Annotated in this window: 15 protein-coding genes; 9 read left to right on the top strand and 6 right to left on the bottom strand. The window is 65.6% G+C overall.

The genetic code is table 11. The features are described from left to right. The first annotated feature begins 42 nt into the window (after positions 1–42). From MKL11_RS24110 to MKL11_RS24125, 4 genes are all read left to right on the top strand, one after another. Entirely contained in the window at positions 43–981 is a 939-nt protein-coding gene (locus MKL11_RS24110) for an SMP-30/gluconolactonase/LRE family protein (protein ID WP_243947935.1), read from the top strand. A 193-nt stretch (positions 982–1,174) separates the two neighbouring features. Continuing rightward, complete coding sequence (locus MKL11_RS24115; protein WP_243947937.1) at positions 1,175–1,882, top strand: glutathione S-transferase N-terminal domain-containing protein; 708 nt, start codon at positions 1,175–1,177, stop codon at positions 1,880–1,882. A gap of 7 nt (positions 1,883–1,889) precedes the next feature. After that, positions 1,890–2,465 carry an NUDIX domain-containing protein gene (locus MKL11_RS24120; RefSeq protein ID WP_243947940.1) on the top strand — a complete coding sequence of 192 codons (576 nt, stop codon included), beginning with the start codon at positions 1,890–1,892 and terminating at the stop codon, positions 2,463–2,465. After that, positions 2,462–3,355, top strand: coding sequence for an inositol monophosphatase family protein (locus tag MKL11_RS24125; protein ID WP_243947942.1), 894 nt, complete (start codon positions 2,462–2,464; stop codon positions 3,353–3,355). The genes MKL11_RS24120 and MKL11_RS24125 overlap by 4 nt, the downstream gene beginning before the upstream one ends. A gap of 134 nt (positions 3,356–3,489) precedes the next feature. Here the strand turns inward: MKL11_RS24125 and MKL11_RS24130 are convergent, their stop codons facing one another. Then, entirely contained in the window at positions 3,490–3,819 is a 330-nt protein-coding gene (locus tag MKL11_RS24130) for an ArsR/SmtB family transcription factor (RefSeq protein ID WP_243947945.1), read from the bottom strand. A gap of 51 nt (positions 3,820–3,870) precedes the next feature. Between MKL11_RS24130 and MKL11_RS24135 the strand changes: the two genes are divergently transcribed. Beyond that, positions 3,871–5,019, top strand: coding sequence for an MFS transporter (locus MKL11_RS24135; RefSeq protein ID WP_243947948.1), 1,149 nt, complete (start codon positions 3,871–3,873; stop codon positions 5,017–5,019). A 77-nt stretch (positions 5,020–5,096) separates the two neighbouring features. On the opposite strand, the gene clpB is transcribed toward MKL11_RS24135, so the two are convergent. Next, positions 5,097–7,721, bottom strand: a complete 2,625-nt coding sequence (gene clpB / locus MKL11_RS24140; protein ID WP_243947949.1) for an ATP-dependent chaperone ClpB — start codon at positions 7,719–7,721, stop codon at positions 5,097–5,099. Positions 7,722–7,915: 194 nt separating this feature from the next. Here clpB and MKL11_RS24145 point away from each other — a divergent pair, with 194 nt between their 5' ends. Next, positions 7,916–8,692, top strand: coding sequence for an MOSC domain-containing protein (locus MKL11_RS24145; protein WP_243947950.1), 777 nt, complete (start codon positions 7,916–7,918; stop codon positions 8,690–8,692). Between the two features lie 10 nt (positions 8,693–8,702). On the opposite strand, the gene MKL11_RS24150 is transcribed toward MKL11_RS24145, so the two are convergent. Next, positions 8,703–9,296 carry a c-type cytochrome gene (locus MKL11_RS24150; RefSeq protein ID WP_243947951.1) on the bottom strand — a complete coding sequence of 198 codons (594 nt, stop codon included), beginning with the start codon at positions 9,294–9,296 and terminating at the stop codon, positions 8,703–8,705. Beyond that, entirely contained in the window at positions 9,296–10,570 is a 1,275-nt protein-coding gene (locus MKL11_RS24155; RefSeq protein ID WP_243947952.1) for a PQQ-dependent sugar dehydrogenase, read from the bottom strand. Before MKL11_RS24155 ends, MKL11_RS24150 begins: the two co-directional genes overlap by 1 nt. A gap of 335 nt (positions 10,571–10,905) precedes the next feature. Between MKL11_RS24155 and MKL11_RS24160 the strand changes: the two genes are divergently transcribed. Further along, positions 10,906–11,559, top strand: a complete 654-nt coding sequence (locus tag MKL11_RS24160) for a protein-L-isoaspartate O-methyltransferase family protein (protein WP_243947953.1) — start codon at positions 10,906–10,908, stop codon at positions 11,557–11,559. Between the two features lie 188 nt (positions 11,560–11,747). Continuing rightward, a complete protein-coding gene (locus tag MKL11_RS24165; RefSeq protein ID WP_243947954.1) occupies positions 11,748–11,939 on the top strand; it encodes a hypothetical protein in 192 nt (63 codons plus the stop codon). A gap of 119 nt (positions 11,940–12,058) precedes the next feature. Here MKL11_RS24165 and gmd read toward each other — a convergent pair whose 3' ends face one another. Then, positions 12,059–13,093 carry a GDP-mannose 4,6-dehydratase gene (gene gmd, locus MKL11_RS24170; RefSeq protein WP_243947955.1) on the bottom strand — a complete coding sequence of 345 codons (1,035 nt, stop codon included), beginning with the start codon at positions 13,091–13,093 and terminating at the stop codon, positions 12,059–12,061. Between the two features lie 11 nt (positions 13,094–13,104). Further along, entirely contained in the window at positions 13,105–14,229 is a 1,125-nt protein-coding gene (locus MKL11_RS24175) for a glycosyltransferase family 4 protein (RefSeq protein WP_243947957.1), read from the bottom strand. A gap of 403 nt (positions 14,230–14,632) precedes the next feature. On the opposite strand from MKL11_RS24175, the gene MKL11_RS24180 reads away from it, so the two are divergent. Next, positions 14,633–14,761, top strand: a 129-nt coding sequence (locus MKL11_RS24180; RefSeq protein WP_409565894.1) for a helix-turn-helix domain-containing protein, incomplete at its 3' end; no start/stop codon positions are given.

A 14,761-nucleotide genomic window follows, 5' to 3' on the forward strand; every position in this document is an offset into this window, starting at 1 on the left:
CACGCGCGCGGATTCGCGAGCCGTTGAGAGGAGATCAGCCCCGTGTGGACGCCGAGCGCGCGCTATCCCGACCCGGCCATCGAGATCCTCGACGCCGCCTTCGCCCGCTACCGGGTGTTCAGCGCGGCGGTCGAGCGCCTCGCCACGGGCTTCCGCTGGTGCGAGGGGCCGGTCTGGTTCGGGGACGGGCGCTACCTGCTGTGGAGCGACATCCCCAACAATCGGATCCTACGCTGGGACGAGGAGACCGGCGCAGTCGGTGCGTTCCGCAAGCCGTCGGGTTTCGCCAATGGCAACACCCGCGACCGGCAGGGGCGGCTCGTCACCTGCGAGCATGGCGGCCGCCGCGTCGTGCGGACCGCGTATGACGGCGCGGTCACGGTGCTGGCGGACTCCTTCGAGGGCAAGCGCCTCAATTCGCCGAACGATGTCGTCACCACCCGAGACGGCTCGGTCTGGTTCACGGATCCGACCTTCGGCATCGCCGGATTCTACGAGGGCGAGCGGGTCGAATCGGAGTTGCCCCAGAACGTCTATCGGCTCGACTCGGCGACCGGCGCGCTCGAGGTGGTCGCGCACGACATAGCCGGGCCGAACGGCCTGTGCTTCTCGCCGGACGAATCGCGGCTCTACCTCGTCGAATCCCGCGGGGAACCGACCCGGCGCATCGTCGCCTTCGACGTGGTCGGCGGCCGGACCCTGCGCGACCGCCGGGTCCTGATCGATGCCGGGCCGGGCACGCCGGACGGGATCCGCTGCGATACCGACGGCAACCTCTGGTGCGGATGGGGCATGGGTGACGACGCGCTGGACGGCGTGATGGTGTTCAACCCGGAGGGCCGCCTGATCGGCCGCATCCGCCTGCCGGAGCGCTGTGCCAATCTCTGTTTCGGCGGCCGGCACCGGAACCGCCTGTTCATGGCCGCGAGCCAGTCGCTCTACGCCCTCTACGTGGATATTCAGGGCTGTTCAGGCGGGTGATGCCGCATTGCGGCAGAGCCGGCCCGGGCCGTGCTTGACCGGCGTGGGTCGCAGGCCCACCTCCCCATCGCCGGGGCTCGGGGCCTCCTCGGGATCGCGCATCCGCGAGGCGGCGTCAGGGCTTTGTTTTGGCATCATCCTTTCCGAAAGCCGGCACACCGTCCGGGATGATGCGCCAGCGGGACACAATCCGATGATCGATCTGTACTATTGGCCGACGCCGAACGGCCACAAAGTCACGATGTTCCTCGAAGAAGCCGCTATTCCGTACCGGATCAAGCCGATCAACATCGGCAAAGGCGAACAATTCAACCCGGACTTCCTCAAGATCGCCCCGAACAATCGCATGCCGGCGATTGTCGATGACGAGCCGGCCGATGGCGGCGCACCGGTTTCTCTGTTCGAATCGGGCGCGATCCTGTTGTATCTCGCCGAGAAAACCGAGCGCTTCATCGCGAGTGATCTGCGCCGCCGGGCCGAGGTCCTGCAATGGCTGTTCTGGCAGATGGGTGGACTCGGGCCGATGCTCGGCCAGAACCATCACTTCTCGCAATATGCGCCCGAGAAGATCGATTACGCGATCAAGCGCTACGTCAACGAGACCAACCGACTCTACGGCGTTCTGGACCGGCGCCTGGCCGACCGGATCTTCGTGGCGGGCGCGGACTACTCGATCGCCGACATGGCCTGCTATCCGTGGATCGTGCCGTGGGAGAAGCAGGGCCAGAACCTCGACGCGCATCCCCATCTCAAGCGCTGGTTCACCGCCATCGCGGAGCGGCCGGCCACGCAGGCGGCCTATGCCCGGGCGCCGGAGGTCAATCCCGATCACGGCAAGACCATGAGCGAGGACGCCAAGAAGGTGATGTTCGGCCAGACCGCCGCGACCACCCAGCACTGATCCGGTCATGACCGACACGCAGACCGCCCTCCCCCTGCGGGTGATCCACAGGGGCTGGAACACCTTCGGCATCGCCACGCTCACCCAGCCCGACGGCAGCACGGTGCCGCGGGCCCTGGAGGACCACGGCGAGGCGGCCTGCGTGCTGCCCTACGATCCCGAGCGCCGGGTCGCCCTGCTGGTCCGGCAGAACCGGGTCGGGCCCGCCTTCTGGGGCGAGCCCGCTTCCCTCGACGAGGCCCCCGCGGGCGGCCTCGACGGCGGCGAGCCGGAAGAGACCGCGATCCGGGAAGCGATGGAGGAGGCGGGGCTGCGGCTCGAACGGCTCGAACCCGTGACCCACGCCTACAGCATGCCGAGCGTTTCCTCCGAGCGGCTGTGGCTCTATCTCGCGCCCTATGCGGAAACCGACCGGGTCGGCCCCGGCGGCGGCCTGCCCGGCGAGGGCGAGCAGGTCGAAGTGCTGGAGCTGCCCTTGGCCGCTCTGGCCGATCAGGCCCGCTCCGGACGCTTGGCCGACCTCAAGACCCTGGTCCTGGTCCAAGCGCTGATGCTGCGCCGCCCCGAGTTGTTCGCCGCATGATCCAGCCCGATGCCCCGATCGACGCCGTCCTGGCCGAGATGCTGGCCTTCGCCGAGGACGCGGCGCCGCTGGCGCTCGCGATGCGGACGGCCGGGCTCGCCATGACCAACAAGGGCCCGGACCTCGGCCAGGCACTCACCGAGGCCGACCTCACCGTCAGCCGCCTGCTGCACGCCCGCTTCGGGCCCGACCTGATCGAGGAGGAGACCGCCGACCACCTGGGCCACGCGGCCGCGAAGGCGTTGCTGGCCCGGGATGCCTGGACCTTCGTGGGCGACCCGATCGACGGCACGCGGCCCTTCGCGGGCGGCCTGTCGGGCTGGGGCGTCATGGTGGCGGCCTGCCGGTCGGGCTGGCCCCGGGCCGGCGTGATGACCCTGCCGGCCTGGAACGAGGACCGCTGCGGCCCGGCCCGCATCGACTCCGCGGAGGCGGTGCGCGGCATCCTGCTCGCGGCCTACGAGGGCCGGGCGTTCTGGGCACCGACCCGGGGCGGGCGCCGGACGGAAGCCCTGCGCGCGCTGAAACCCACGCCGAGCCGCACCGGCCATGTCGGCTGGCTCGCCGTCGCGGCGCAGCGTTTCACCCTGGATTACGGGCGGGGCTGGTTCCCCTGGAGCGAGGGCGGGTCGATCTCGGACGCCGCGCTCCTGGCGACAGGGCGGCTCGACGCGACGGTCGTCAACAGCATGCTGTGGGACTTGGCGCCGATCCTGCCGCTGTTCGAGGCGCTGGGCTTTCGCCTCTACCACTGGCCGGACCTTGCCGCCCCACCGGCCGCCTTCATCGACCTGTTCGACGCCGAGTTATCGGCCCACGACGACCTCTGGCTGGTCTGCCGCGACCGCGACCAAGCGGCCGATCTGGCGAAAGCGATCCGCAGGGCCTAGCGGCCTGTCCGACGCTTGAAAAACCCCGGTTTCAAAAGGTCTTCGACCTTTTGCGGGTGCAGGGCGGAGCCCTGCAACATCAGGGCTCCGCCCTGATAACCCGCCGAAGGGCACGCCCTTCGGAAACCCGATCCTTACGGCGCTGACGCCTCGGCCCCGCCATGGGCCAGGATCGCGTCGAGGAGCCCGGGGAAGCGCGCGTCGACATCCTCCCGGCGCAGCGCAATCAGGCAGCGCATCCCCTCGGGGCGGGTGCGCGTCACGCCGGCCTCCCGCAGGATCTTGAGATGGTGCGTCATGGTCGAGCGCGGCACGCTCTCGGCCAGAAGATCCCCCGAGGCGCGCTCACCATTTTTGATCAGTTCCGACACCACCGTAAGACGGGTCGGGTCGCTCAGCGCGAACAGCACTCGGTGCAGGGTCAGGTCGGCGACATCGGGATGGAAGAACTTGCGGGGGCTCATGGCGCCGTTTATGTACGATGTTCGTCGTACATCGTAAAGAGGCGGCGAGACATGAGACGAATCGCGGTTCTGGCGCTCGGGATGTTCGCCCTGGGCTTGGATGCGTATGTGGTCGCGGGGCTGCTGCCGGGGATCGGCACCGCGTTCCAAGTTGAACCCGGCGAGGCCGGGCAGGCGGTCACGGTCTTCACCCTCGCCTACGCGCTGGCGGCCCCGGTCTGCGCCACCCTGCTCGCCGGCAAGCCGGTGCGGCGGATCCTCGGGCTGGCGCTCGCGGTCTTCACCATCGCGAACATGCTGAGCACCCTCGCCACCGGTCTATTGGGGCTGCTCCTGGCCCGGGCGCTCGCGGGCCTCGCGGCGGGCCTCTACGCGCCGGTCGCGATCGCGTCGGCGGCCGCTCTGGTGGAGCCGGGGCGGAAGGGGCGCGCCCTGGCGCTCACCCTCGGGGGCATGAGCACCGGGACGGTCATCGGCGTGCCGGCCGGGTTGTGGATCGCCGAACGGCTCGGCTGGCAGAGCGCCCTCTGGATGGTGACACTCCTTGGCGCCGTAGCCACGGTCGCCATCCTGGCGCGCCTGCCCGACATCGAGGCCGCGGAGCCGCCCTCCTGGCGGGCGCGGGCCGCCCTGCTGACCGACCCGGCCATCGTCGCCACGGTGACAGTCACCTTCCTCACCGCAATCGCCAGCCTCGGGCTCTACACCTACCTGGCGCCGCTCCTCGACCGGGCCGGGCTGGGCAACGCGGCGGCTTCGTATTTCTGGGCCTGGGGCATCGGCGGGATGGTGGGCAGCTTTTCGGTCGGCCCGCTGATCGACCGGACTCGCGATCCCCGCCGGGTGATGACCATGATCCTGGCCGCCCTGACGCTGGCGCTCGTGTCCCTGCCCGGCCTGCTCGGCGCATCGCTCCTCGGCTACCTGCCGTTGCTGGCCTGGGGCGCGATGGGCTGGGCCTCTCAGGCGCCGCAGCAGCATGCCCTGCTCTATCTCCGGCCCGATCACGGCAGCGTCGCCGTCGCGCTCAACAGCTCGGCGAACTATCTGGGCGGCGCGGCCGGTGCGGCGCTCGGCGGCGTGGTGGTCACGCTGGCAGGTATCGCCGCCCTGCCGATGGCTGCTGCCGCCGTTGCGGCCGCCGGACTCGCGCTGCAGATGGCGATCCTGGCCCGGGTTCGGCGTGTGGCGGCGGGCTGAAGATCCGCGGCGCAGAGCAGACACAAAAAGGCGGCGCGCCCTCATCAAGCGCGCCGCCCCGCTCGCAAGCGAACCGATCAGTTCAGGGCCACGTTGGCCGGCCGGCGCTCGGCGCCGACCGTCAGGTCGCCGATCATCAGGCCCATCGGGCCGAGCCGAACCGGCACCGTCTCGCCGTCGTGGATCTTGCCGGAGAGGACCAGTTCCGCCAGCGGATCCTGGACGTTCTTCTGGATCACCCGCTTGAGCGGCCGCGCCCCGTAGGCCGGGTCGTAGCCCTTGTCGGCGAGCCAGACCTTGGCCTCCTCGTCGAGGTCGAGGGTGATCTTGCGATCCTCCAAGAGCTTCGCCAGGCGCCCGAGCTGGATCTCGACGATCGCCCCCATCTCCGACCGCGCCAGGCGGTGGAACAGGATGATCTCGTCGACCCGGTTCAGGAATTCCGGCCGGAAGTGGCTCCGCACCACGTTCATCACTTCCTCGCGGACCGCGTCGGTGTCCTCGCCCGCAGGCTGATTCACCAGATACTCGGACCCGAGATTCGAGGTCATGATCAGCAGCGTGTTGCGGAAATCGACCGTCCGCCCCTGCCCGTCCGTGAGCCGTCCGTCATCGAGAACCTGCAGCAGGACGTTGAACACGTCCGGATGCGCCTTCTCGACCTCGTCGAACAGCACCACCTGATAGGGCCGCCGCCGCACCGCCTCGGTGAGCGCACCGCCCTCTTCGTAGCCGACATAGCCCGGAGGCGCGCCGATCAGGCGGGCGACCGCGTGCTTCTCCATGTACTCGGACATGTCGATGCGCACGAGCGCGGTGTCGTCGTCGAACAGGAAGCCGGCGAGCGCCTTGGTCAGCTCGGTCTTGCCGACGCCCGTGGGACCGAGGAACATGAACGAGCCGATCGGCCGGTTCGGGTCCTGCAACCCGGCCCGGGCGCGCCGGACCGCAGTCGAGACCGCCTCGACCGCCTCGCGCTGGCCGACGACGCGCTTGGCCAGCGCCTGCTCCATGGCCAGCAGCTTGTCGCGCTCGCCCTCCAGCATCTTGTCCACCGGCACGCCGGTCCAGCGGGAGACCACGCCGGCGACGTGGGCGGGCGTGACCGCCTCCTCCATCATGCCATCGCGGCCGTTGTCCGCCTTGGCCTCGATCTCAGCGAGCTGTTTTTCCAGGCCCGGGATGACACCGTACGCGAGCTCGCCCGCACGCTGGTACTGACCCTGGCGCTGGGCCGCGGCCAACTCGTTGCGCGCCTCGTCGAGCTTCTTCTTGAGGCCGGCGGCGGTGCCGAGCTTGTCCTTCTCGGCCTTCCACCGGGCGGTGATCGCGGCGGAGCGCTCCTCCAGGTCGGCAAGCTCCTTCTCCAACCGGAGCAGCCGGTCGCGGGAGGCGGAATCGGTCTCCTTCTTGAGCGCTTCGGCTTCGATCTTCAGCCGCACGATCTCGCGGTCGATCGAATCGAGTTCTTCCGGCTTCGAATCGACCTGCATGCGCAGGCGCGAGCCGGCCTCGTCGATCAGGTCGATCGCCTTGTCGGGCAGGAACCGGTCGGTGATGTAGCGGTTCGACAGCGTCGCCGCCGCCACCAGCGCCGAATCCTGGATGCGCACGCCGTGGTGCTGCTCGTACTTCTCCTTCAGGCCGCGCAGGATCGAGACCGTGTCCTCCACGGTCGGCTCGGACACGAAGACCGGCTGGAAGCGGCGGGCGAGCGCGGCGTCCTTCTCGACGTGCTTGCGGTACTCGTCCAGCGTGGTCGCGCCGACGCAGTGCAGCTCGCCGCGGGCGAGCGCGGGCTTGAGCAGGTTCGAGGCGTCCATCGCCCCGTCCGCCTTCCCGGCGCCGACCAGCGTGTGCATCTCGTCGATGAACAGGATGATGCCGCCCTCGGCTGCCGTGACCTCGGAGAGCACGCCCTTCAGCCGCTCCTCGAACTCGCCGCGATATTTCGCGCCGGCGATCAGCGAACCCATGTCGAGGGCCAGCAGGCTCTTGTCCTTCAACGATTCCGGCACGTCGCCGTTGACGATGCGCAAGGCGAGCCCCTCGACGATCGCGGTCTTGCCGACACCGGGCTCGCCGATGAGGACGGGGTTGTTCTTGGTGCGCCGGGACAGGACCTGGATGGTCCGACGAATCTCCTCGTCGCGGCCGATCACCGGGTCGAGCTTGCCGTCCCGGGCGGCCTCGGTGAGATCGCGGGCGTATTTCTTCAGCGCGTCGTAGGCGTTCTCAGCCGAGGCGTTGTCGGCGGTGCGGCCCTTGCGGAGCGCATTGATTGCCCCGTTCAGCGACGCGGGCGTCACGCCCGCCGCCTGTAGCGCGCGACCGGCCTCGGACTCCTTCTCCACCGCCAGGGCCAGGAGCAGGCGCTCCACCGTGACATAGGAATCGCCGGCTTTCTTGGCCGCTTGCTCGGCGGTGTCGAACAACCGCATCAGTTCGCGGGTCGCCTGCGGAGCGGATGCGTTGCCGGAGACCTTCGGCTGCTTGGCCAGCCACTGCTCGGTCTGGGCCAAAGCGACCCGCGACTGGCCGCCTGCGCGGTCGATCAGGCCGGCGCACAGGCCCTCGGGATCGTCGAGCAGCACCTTGAGCAGGTGCCCCGGCTGAAGCTGCGGGTGGCCCTCGCGCATGGCGAGGTTCTGCGCAGCCTGAACGAAGCCGCGGGCGCGCTCGGTGTAGAGTTCGAAATTCATGCGTGTCTCACCCTCCCGTGCCGGCATTCGCCGCCCGAGATGGCGCGGCCCTGCCGAAACGTCGCCCCCCGGCACTCTGCCGCAAGGGACCCCGGCGCCGAAAGCCACCGGTAGGTCCGATGTGGTGTTGTATTTGCGCACCACAAGGGGCTCAGGCCTTGCGCGACACGGCTTTTCCGAGCCACCCTCCGCGCATGCAAGCCGCCCTCGAAATCGGCCTCCTCGGCCTCTACCGCTACCCCGTGAAGGGTCTGAGCCCCGAGTCGCTCGACCGGGCGGAGCTGGAGACCAGTGGCTTCTTCCCGGGGGACCGCCTCTACGCCATCGAGAACGGGCCGTCGGGCTTCAACGCAGTGGCGCCACGGCACCAGCCGAAGACCAAGTACCTGATGCTGATGCGCGACGAGGCCCTGGCCCGCCTGCGCACCCGCTACGACGACTCAACCGCTACGCTCACGGTGGAGCATGCCGGGGAAACGCACGCCTTCCGGCTCGACACGGAGGCCGGCCGCGACGGGCTCGCCGACCTGATGCGGCGTACCCTGCCGGAAAGCCTGCGGGGCGAGCCGAAGGTGCTGGCGGCGCCGCCGCAATACCGGTTCACCGATTCGCCCACGGGCTACGTCTCGCTGATCAACCGGGCGAGCGTGGCCGCGGTGGAGGATTACCTCGGCGCGCCGGTCGATCCGCTGCGCTTCCGCGGAAACCTGCTGGTCGACGGGCTAGCGCCCTTCGCCGAGTTGGACATGGTCGGCCAGGTGATCGAGGCGCCGAGCGGGCTGCGGCTCAAGATCACCAAGCGCACGGTGCGCTGCGCCGCCACCAACGTCGACCCGGTGAGCGGCGTGCGCGACCACGACATCCCCTGGACCCTCGACGCGCGCCTCGGCCACCGCGACCTCGGGGTCTACGCCGAGGTGATCGCCGGCGGGACGCTCGCGGTGGGCGATAGGCTGCGCGTGGCGGGGTAGGCGGGGCCGGTCAGAGCCGCGCCACGTAGGCTGCCAGATCCCGGATGTCGGCGTCGCTCAGGCCCTGCGCGACCTCGTTCATGGCGGGGTCGTAGCCCGGCCGGGCGTTCGACTTGTAGGAAGCGAGGGAACGGGCGAGGTACTCCTCCCGCTGCGCCCGGATCCTGGGAATCGCCTCCCTGCCGGCCAGGTCGGCGCCGTGGCAGGAATTGCACTGGTGCTTTGAGACCAGCGCCTGGGCGCGCGCCACCAGGGCCGGTTCCGCAGCCGGCCCCGACCAAGCGGGCGCCGGAAGGGCCGCGACCGCATCGGCGTAGGCACGAAGGTCGTCGTCGGAGAAGCCAGCGGCAACGTCGTTCATGGGCTCCGCCGCGCGCTGCTTCTCCCGGAACTGGAAAAGCTGCGTCACGACATAGTCCGCCTGCTGGCCGCCCAGCGAGGGCACGCCCTCAGTCTCCGAGGTTCCGCCCCCGTGGCAAGCGACGCAGGGGGCGAGACGCTCCTGCATCGCCGCCTCGGGCGCGGCCAGCGCCGCACTCGCCAGCAGGACACCGAGGGCCGAGGCGAGTCCCCGGATCAGCCCAATCCTCGCTGCGCGGCCCATCACTGGCCGTAGCTGACACGGTAGATAGCGCCGTTGTAATCGTCCGAGACGAGCAGAGACCCGTCCTTGGCGACCAGAACGTCGACCGGGCGGCCGGCATATTTGTTGTCCTGCAGGAAGCCGGTCAGGAACGGCTCCACGGCTGCGACCTTGCCGTCCGGGCCCGGACGCGCGACCACGACGTCGCCGCCGAGCTTGGTCGTGCGGTTCCAGGAGCCGTGCCGGGCGATGAAAACGGCATCCTTATAGGAATCCGGGAACTGCGCGCCGGTGTAGAACCGCATCCCGAGCGAGGCCGTGTGCGGCCCGAGCAGGCCCGCCGGCGCGGTGAACTCCGCGCAGGAATGACCCCAGCCGTATTCGGGATCCGTGAACGTGCCCTGGTGGCAGAACGGATAGCCGAAATGCTGTTTGCCCGGCTCCGTGAGCACGTTCAGCTCGTCGTTCGGGATATCCTCGGAGACCCAGTCGCGGCCATTGTCCGTAAACCAGAGCTGCTTGGTCTTCGGGTTCCAGTCGAATCCCACCGTGTTGCGCACCCCGCGGGCGATCACCTCGGCGTTCTTGCCGTCGAGATCGATCCGGCGGATCTGAGCGTGCGTGTCCGGGGGCATCACGATGTTGCCGGGCGCGCCGACCGGGACGTAGAGCTTGTTGTCCGGCCCGATGGCGATGAACTTCCAGCCATGGGCCTCGTCCTTGGGCAGATCATCGTAGACGAGGCTCGGCTTCTCGGAGCCGTCGAGATGGTTGGCGATGTCGTCGTAGCGCCAGATCTTCGACAGCTCGGCGACGTAGAGCGCGCCCTCGTGGAATGCGACACCGTTCGGCCGGTGCAGCCCCGACGCGATCGTCTTGACCTCGCGCTTGCCGTCCGGCCCGGCCTGCGGCAGCACCGCGTAGACCTTGCCGACGGTGCGGGTGCCGACGAACAGCGTCCCGTCCGGCGCCTGGGTCATCGAGCGGGCATTGGCGAGGCCGCTGGCATAGACCTCGACCTTGAAGCCCTCCGGCACCTTCAGCTTGTCGAGCGGCAGCTTGGCGGCGGCCGTCGCCAGGGGCGGCCCCGCGACCGGCGCGAGCTTGGCCGCGTCTCCGCCTTCGGGACGTCCGTAGAGGGCCGAGCCGCGGTCGACCTGCACGCTGGCCGGCGGCGCGGAGCTGGCCTTCGTCTCTTGCGCACGCACCGCGTCCAGGGACGCGGTCCCGAAGCCCAGGCAGGCGAGTGCGGCGGCGAGGCCGCGGGTCAGAATCGGCTTGGTGACTGGCGTCATGATGTCTCCCGAGACGGCCGGCATCTTGGATCGCCCGGTCCGATCTGCATTCTCTATTCAACGTCTGGCGGAGCAATGCGACCCCTTCGACAACCCTGGCGCGACAGCGGGGATGCCCCCGTAACGCATCTTTCGCGATCCAGCGTCGCCGGCCGATCCGCGTGCGGTGCCAGCCGTCGATACCCATGGCCGGGTCCACCCGCGAAAACCTTGCGTTTTGACGAGTGATCTCCGAAAACGCGCGCGTCCGGAACGCTTGAGCTTGGCCGGGGACCGCGGCGCGTGCCGTGGCCCGGGTGACGCGGCGTTCCGATCCGGTTCGAGGACACGTATCGATGATCGATTACGCGCAGGCGCGGCGGATGATGGTCGACTGCCAGTTGCGGACCTTCGACGTGAACGACAACACGGTGCTGGACGCGTTCGACACGGTGGCGCGCGAGGCCTTCGTGCCCAAGGGCCGCGAACCGTTCGCCTATATCGATCAGACCCTGCGGCTCGACGGCGCGGGCGGCGAGACCCGCTGCCTGCCAGCCCCGATGGTGCTGGCCCGGCTGATCCAGGCTCTGAAGATCCGGCCCGGTGCCAAAGCCCTCGATGTCGGCACCGGCACCGGCTACGCCGCCGCCGTAATGTCGAATCTCGGGGCGGACGTGACCGCGCTGGAATCGGTGACAGACCTCGCCGAAACGGCCCGCACCAAGCTCGGCGCCTCGGCTACGGTGATCGAGGGACCGCTGCAGGCGGGCGCCCCCAAGCAGGCGCCCTTCGACGTGATTCTGATCAACGGCCGGGTCGAGGTCCGGCCGCAGGCGCTGCTGGACCAGCTCAAGGACGATGGCCGCCTTGCCTGCGTGTTCGGCCCACACCGCAATGCCAAGGCAACCCTGTTCGTCCGCGCCGGCGATGCTTTCGGCTCACGCCCGCTGTTCGACGCCGCCCTGCCGCTCCTCGACGCCTTCGCGGCCGAAGCCGGCTTCACGTTCTGAGGTAGAGCTTGTCGCGGATTCTGTGACGTCGACTGGTGCGCTGAACTGCCTCGTGGCGCGTCTGGAGCGCTGTGGGTAGTTCGACCGACCGACGGTGGTTCGGCGATCTCTGCAAGTGGGCACAGCACGATTTTTCGAGGAGGACGGATCCTCGAACTCCGCTTTACAGCTGTAAGCGGACCGCTCTGGTGCTGCGCGACAGCGTCAGAGTGATGATCATAGCTTGCAAGGCCGCCATCAGGAATGCGTCGGCGACTTTCGCAAAACATGCCCTGATTGTAGTCATAACAGCGACCGCCGATGTCGCACCTGTTTCCAATAAATTAGAGGTGCCTCATGCACGGGATGCATCGGGATTCAAAGAATTTCTAGTGGTGTGACAACCAGTTGGAGGAAATGAGAGCGGATGATCCGAGCGGATTGAACAGGCGGCAAACAGGAAGCGGATTCGCACTTTCCCAGCGCGAACAGGCGCGATCGAGCTCTCTGGTGCGAACCTTCAACGGCCTCGTTCACGATGGAGGCGCTGCAGGTCGGCCTCGACCATGAGGCGACAGAGCTCATTCAGTTTCGTGGTAGGGCGCCAGCCGAGCATGTTCTCGGCCTTGCTGTAATCCCCGATCAAGGCATCAACCTCCGCTGGGCGAAAGAAAGTGGGATCGACTTCGACCACTCGCTTCCCACTCTGGCGTGAGATAGCAAACTCATCGACTCCAGAAGACGACCATTCAACGTCGATGTCCGCCGCGGCGAATGAAAGCGTTACAAAGTCTCGCACGGAGGTCGTTTTGTTTGTAGCGAGCACGAACGTATCCGCGCTATCCGCCTGCAACATCAAGCGCATTCCCTCGACATAATCTTTTGCATAACCCCAGTCGCGCAATGCATTGAGGTTGCCTAACCGTAGGATCGTCTCAGAACCATGCGCAATCTGGGCCACGCCGTGCGTAATCTTACGTGTGACGAATTCCTTACCTCTCAGCGGCGATTCGTGATTGAACAGAATTCCAGAAGCTGCAAAGATACCATAAGATTCGCGATAATTGACCGTCATCCAATGAGCAAAAAGTTTCGACACACCATACGGGCTCCTCGGGTAAAATGGCGTCGTCTCAGTCTGTGGAGTCGATTGCACTAGGCCGAACATTTCGGCAGAAGATGCTTGATAGTAACGTGCGGCGGCTTTGCGTTCGCGGATTCCTTCGAGAAAATTCAGCGGCCCGATACCGGTTATTTGAGCCGTCGTAAACGGTTGATCGAAAGATACTTGCACATGCGTTTGCGCTGCCAGATTATAAATCTCGTCCGGGGCAGCGCGATCCAATAGTCGCAGAGTCGAACTAAAATCTGTCATATCATGTTGGACAAGGATCAGATTAGGATCTCTGAGAATATTTAGCGCCTCAATACGCCAGAAATTCTCCGAACTCGATCGACGGTAGGTCGCATAAACCTTGTAACCGTGAAGCAAAAGGTTTTGTGCCAGATATGCACCGTCTTGTCCGGTCACGCCGGTGATGAGTGCTGTTTTCATGCTCAAAGATCCTAGTTGGTCAGACGACGTTGGTGTTCCGCCCATTTCTCGCTGACAAACCGCGAAAATTTTTCTCGGAATACGGCCGTCGAGAACGTTTCCGCATGCGCACGGATCTTATGATGATCATATATGTCGCCGACTGCCTCAAACCGATTGATGGCATCGATGATCGAGTCTGTCGTTTGCTCGTGAAAATGCAGGCCTGTAACGCCGTCGATCACGGTCTCCCGAGCGCCCCCTCGACCAAAAGCAATAACCGGTGCGCCGCAGGCCTGAGCTTCTAGGGGAGCAATCCCGAAATCCTCCTCGGAAGCAAATATAAATGCACGACAACGTCGCAGATGATCAAGTAAAATCTGGTTCGACTGATACCCCAATATCTTGATATTCGGCGTCGCTATCGATTTTGCATATTTATATTTCGGGCCATCACCAATAACAACCAGTTTTCTCTTCGGCGTTTTCGTAAAGGCTTCCACAATGAGGTGCATCTGCTTGTATGGAACCATTCGAGATGCCGTCAGATAAAAGTCCTCCCGATTTGTACCATCAAGGCTATAGCGATCAGTGTCGACATTAGGATATATAACATCAGAGAATTGACGATAAGTTTTCTCGATACGACCGGAGATATACCTAGAACACGCGACAAAATGATCCACACCGTTCGAAGTTCTTTGATCCCAAATTCTAATCTTATGGAGAAAGTATCGAGCGAGGCCGCGTCGGATGGGCCCAAAGCCGGAGCCTTCGAGATATTGATTTTGCAGATCCCACGCATACCGCATCGGCGTGTAACAGTAGCAAATATGAAGTTGCCGTCGAGTTGTAATGACACCTTTAGCTACCGCGTGACAATTAGAGATAACGATATCGTATTTTGACAAATCGTGTTGTTCGATTGCCAAGGGCATAAGAGGAAGCATATAAGTATAATATTTTTTCGAAAATGGTATCTTCTGTAAAAAAGACGGCGTTATAGATCTACCACGAAAATGATCCATGTCTGTTTCAGAAAGGAAATTTATCAGGCAGAATATGTCGGCATCGGGATATATATTTGCCATCTCCGCCAAAACTTTGTCTGATCCAGCATATGTAGTCAGCCATTCGTGTACTAGAGCGATCTTCATTGCCGTCCTTGTTATAAAATTTTATTTGTGAATTCTTATCATGGCGAGCAAACCGATGCACCGAAATTCTCTGCCTTTGCTCGCGAGCAAAATCGATGCCGCAACCTAAGCCCGGAGCCGACAGGAGGATTAATAACCTGGTTTGCACGGGATTGTGACGACGTACCGTCCTGCATTGAACGGTCATTGTGTGGTTCGTCCGCCGCTGGAGCGTCAAAGTCACCTTCCAAAAGGTGCACGGTCATCTTGGCGTCGAGACCCGGCGGCAGTGGTCCGACACAGCGATTGCCCGCACCACCCCATGCCATCATGCTCTTTTCTCGATTGTTACGCTGCTACAGCTGTTCCCGGAGGCGTTGCGACGGAGCCGGGGTTGCCGCGTTGACCGGTTAAGGAGCCGGCAATGCCATCACCTTTATCAGTCGATCTGCGCGAGCGCGTTGTAGCGGCCGTGACCGAGGGCGCGTCTTTCCATCGAGCGGCGGCCCGGTTTGATGTGAGCGTGTCGAGTGCAAGCCGATGGTCGGCCCGG

It is taken from the genome of Methylobacterium sp. J-077, assembly GCF_022829365.1.
Classification (GTDB): Bacteria; Pseudomonadota; Alphaproteobacteria; order Rhizobiales; family Beijerinckiaceae; genus Methylobacterium.

What these genes read in the sequence shown, in the direction of transcription:
- MKL11_RS24115 (WP_243947937.1), top strand. Translation starts at nt 1,175, where the DNA reads ATGATCGATCTGTACTATTGGCCGACGCCGAACGGCCACAAAGTCACG.
- MKL11_RS24120 (WP_243947940.1), top strand. Translation starts at nt 1,890, where the DNA reads ATGACCGACACGCAGACCGCCCTCCCCCTGCGGGTGATCCACAGGGGC.
- MKL11_RS24125 (WP_243947942.1), top strand. Translation starts at nt 2,462, where the DNA reads ATGATCCAGCCCGATGCCCCGATCGACGCCGTCCTGGCCGAGATGCTG.
- MKL11_RS24130 (WP_243947945.1), bottom strand. Translation starts at nt 3,819, where the DNA reads ATGAGCCCCCGCAAGTTCTTCCATCCCGATGTCGCCGACCTGACCCTG.
- MKL11_RS24135 (WP_243947948.1), top strand. Translation starts at nt 3,871, where the DNA reads ATGAGACGAATCGCGGTTCTGGCGCTCGGGATGTTCGCCCTGGGCTTG.
- clpB (WP_243947949.1), bottom strand. Translation starts at nt 7,721, where the DNA reads ATGAATTTCGAACTCTACACCGAGCGCGCCCGCGGCTTCGTTCAGGCT.
- MKL11_RS24145 (WP_243947950.1), top strand. Translation starts at nt 7,916, where the DNA reads ATGCAAGCCGCCCTCGAAATCGGCCTCCTCGGCCTCTACCGCTACCCC.
- MKL11_RS24150 (WP_243947951.1), bottom strand. Translation starts at nt 9,296, where the DNA reads ATGGGCCGCGCAGCGAGGATTGGGCTGATCCGGGGACTCGCCTCGGCC.
- MKL11_RS24155 (WP_243947952.1), bottom strand. Translation starts at nt 10,570, where the DNA reads ATGACGCCAGTCACCAAGCCGATTCTGACCCGCGGCCTCGCCGCCGCA.
- MKL11_RS24160 (WP_243947953.1), top strand. Translation starts at nt 10,906, where the DNA reads ATGATCGATTACGCGCAGGCGCGGCGGATGATGGTCGACTGCCAGTTG.
- gmd (WP_243947955.1), bottom strand. Translation starts at nt 13,093, where the DNA reads ATGAAAACAGCACTCATCACCGGCGTGACCGGACAAGACGGTGCATAT.
- MKL11_RS24175 (WP_243947957.1), bottom strand. Translation starts at nt 14,229, where the DNA reads ATGAAGATCGCTCTAGTACACGAATGGCTGACTACATATGCTGGATCA.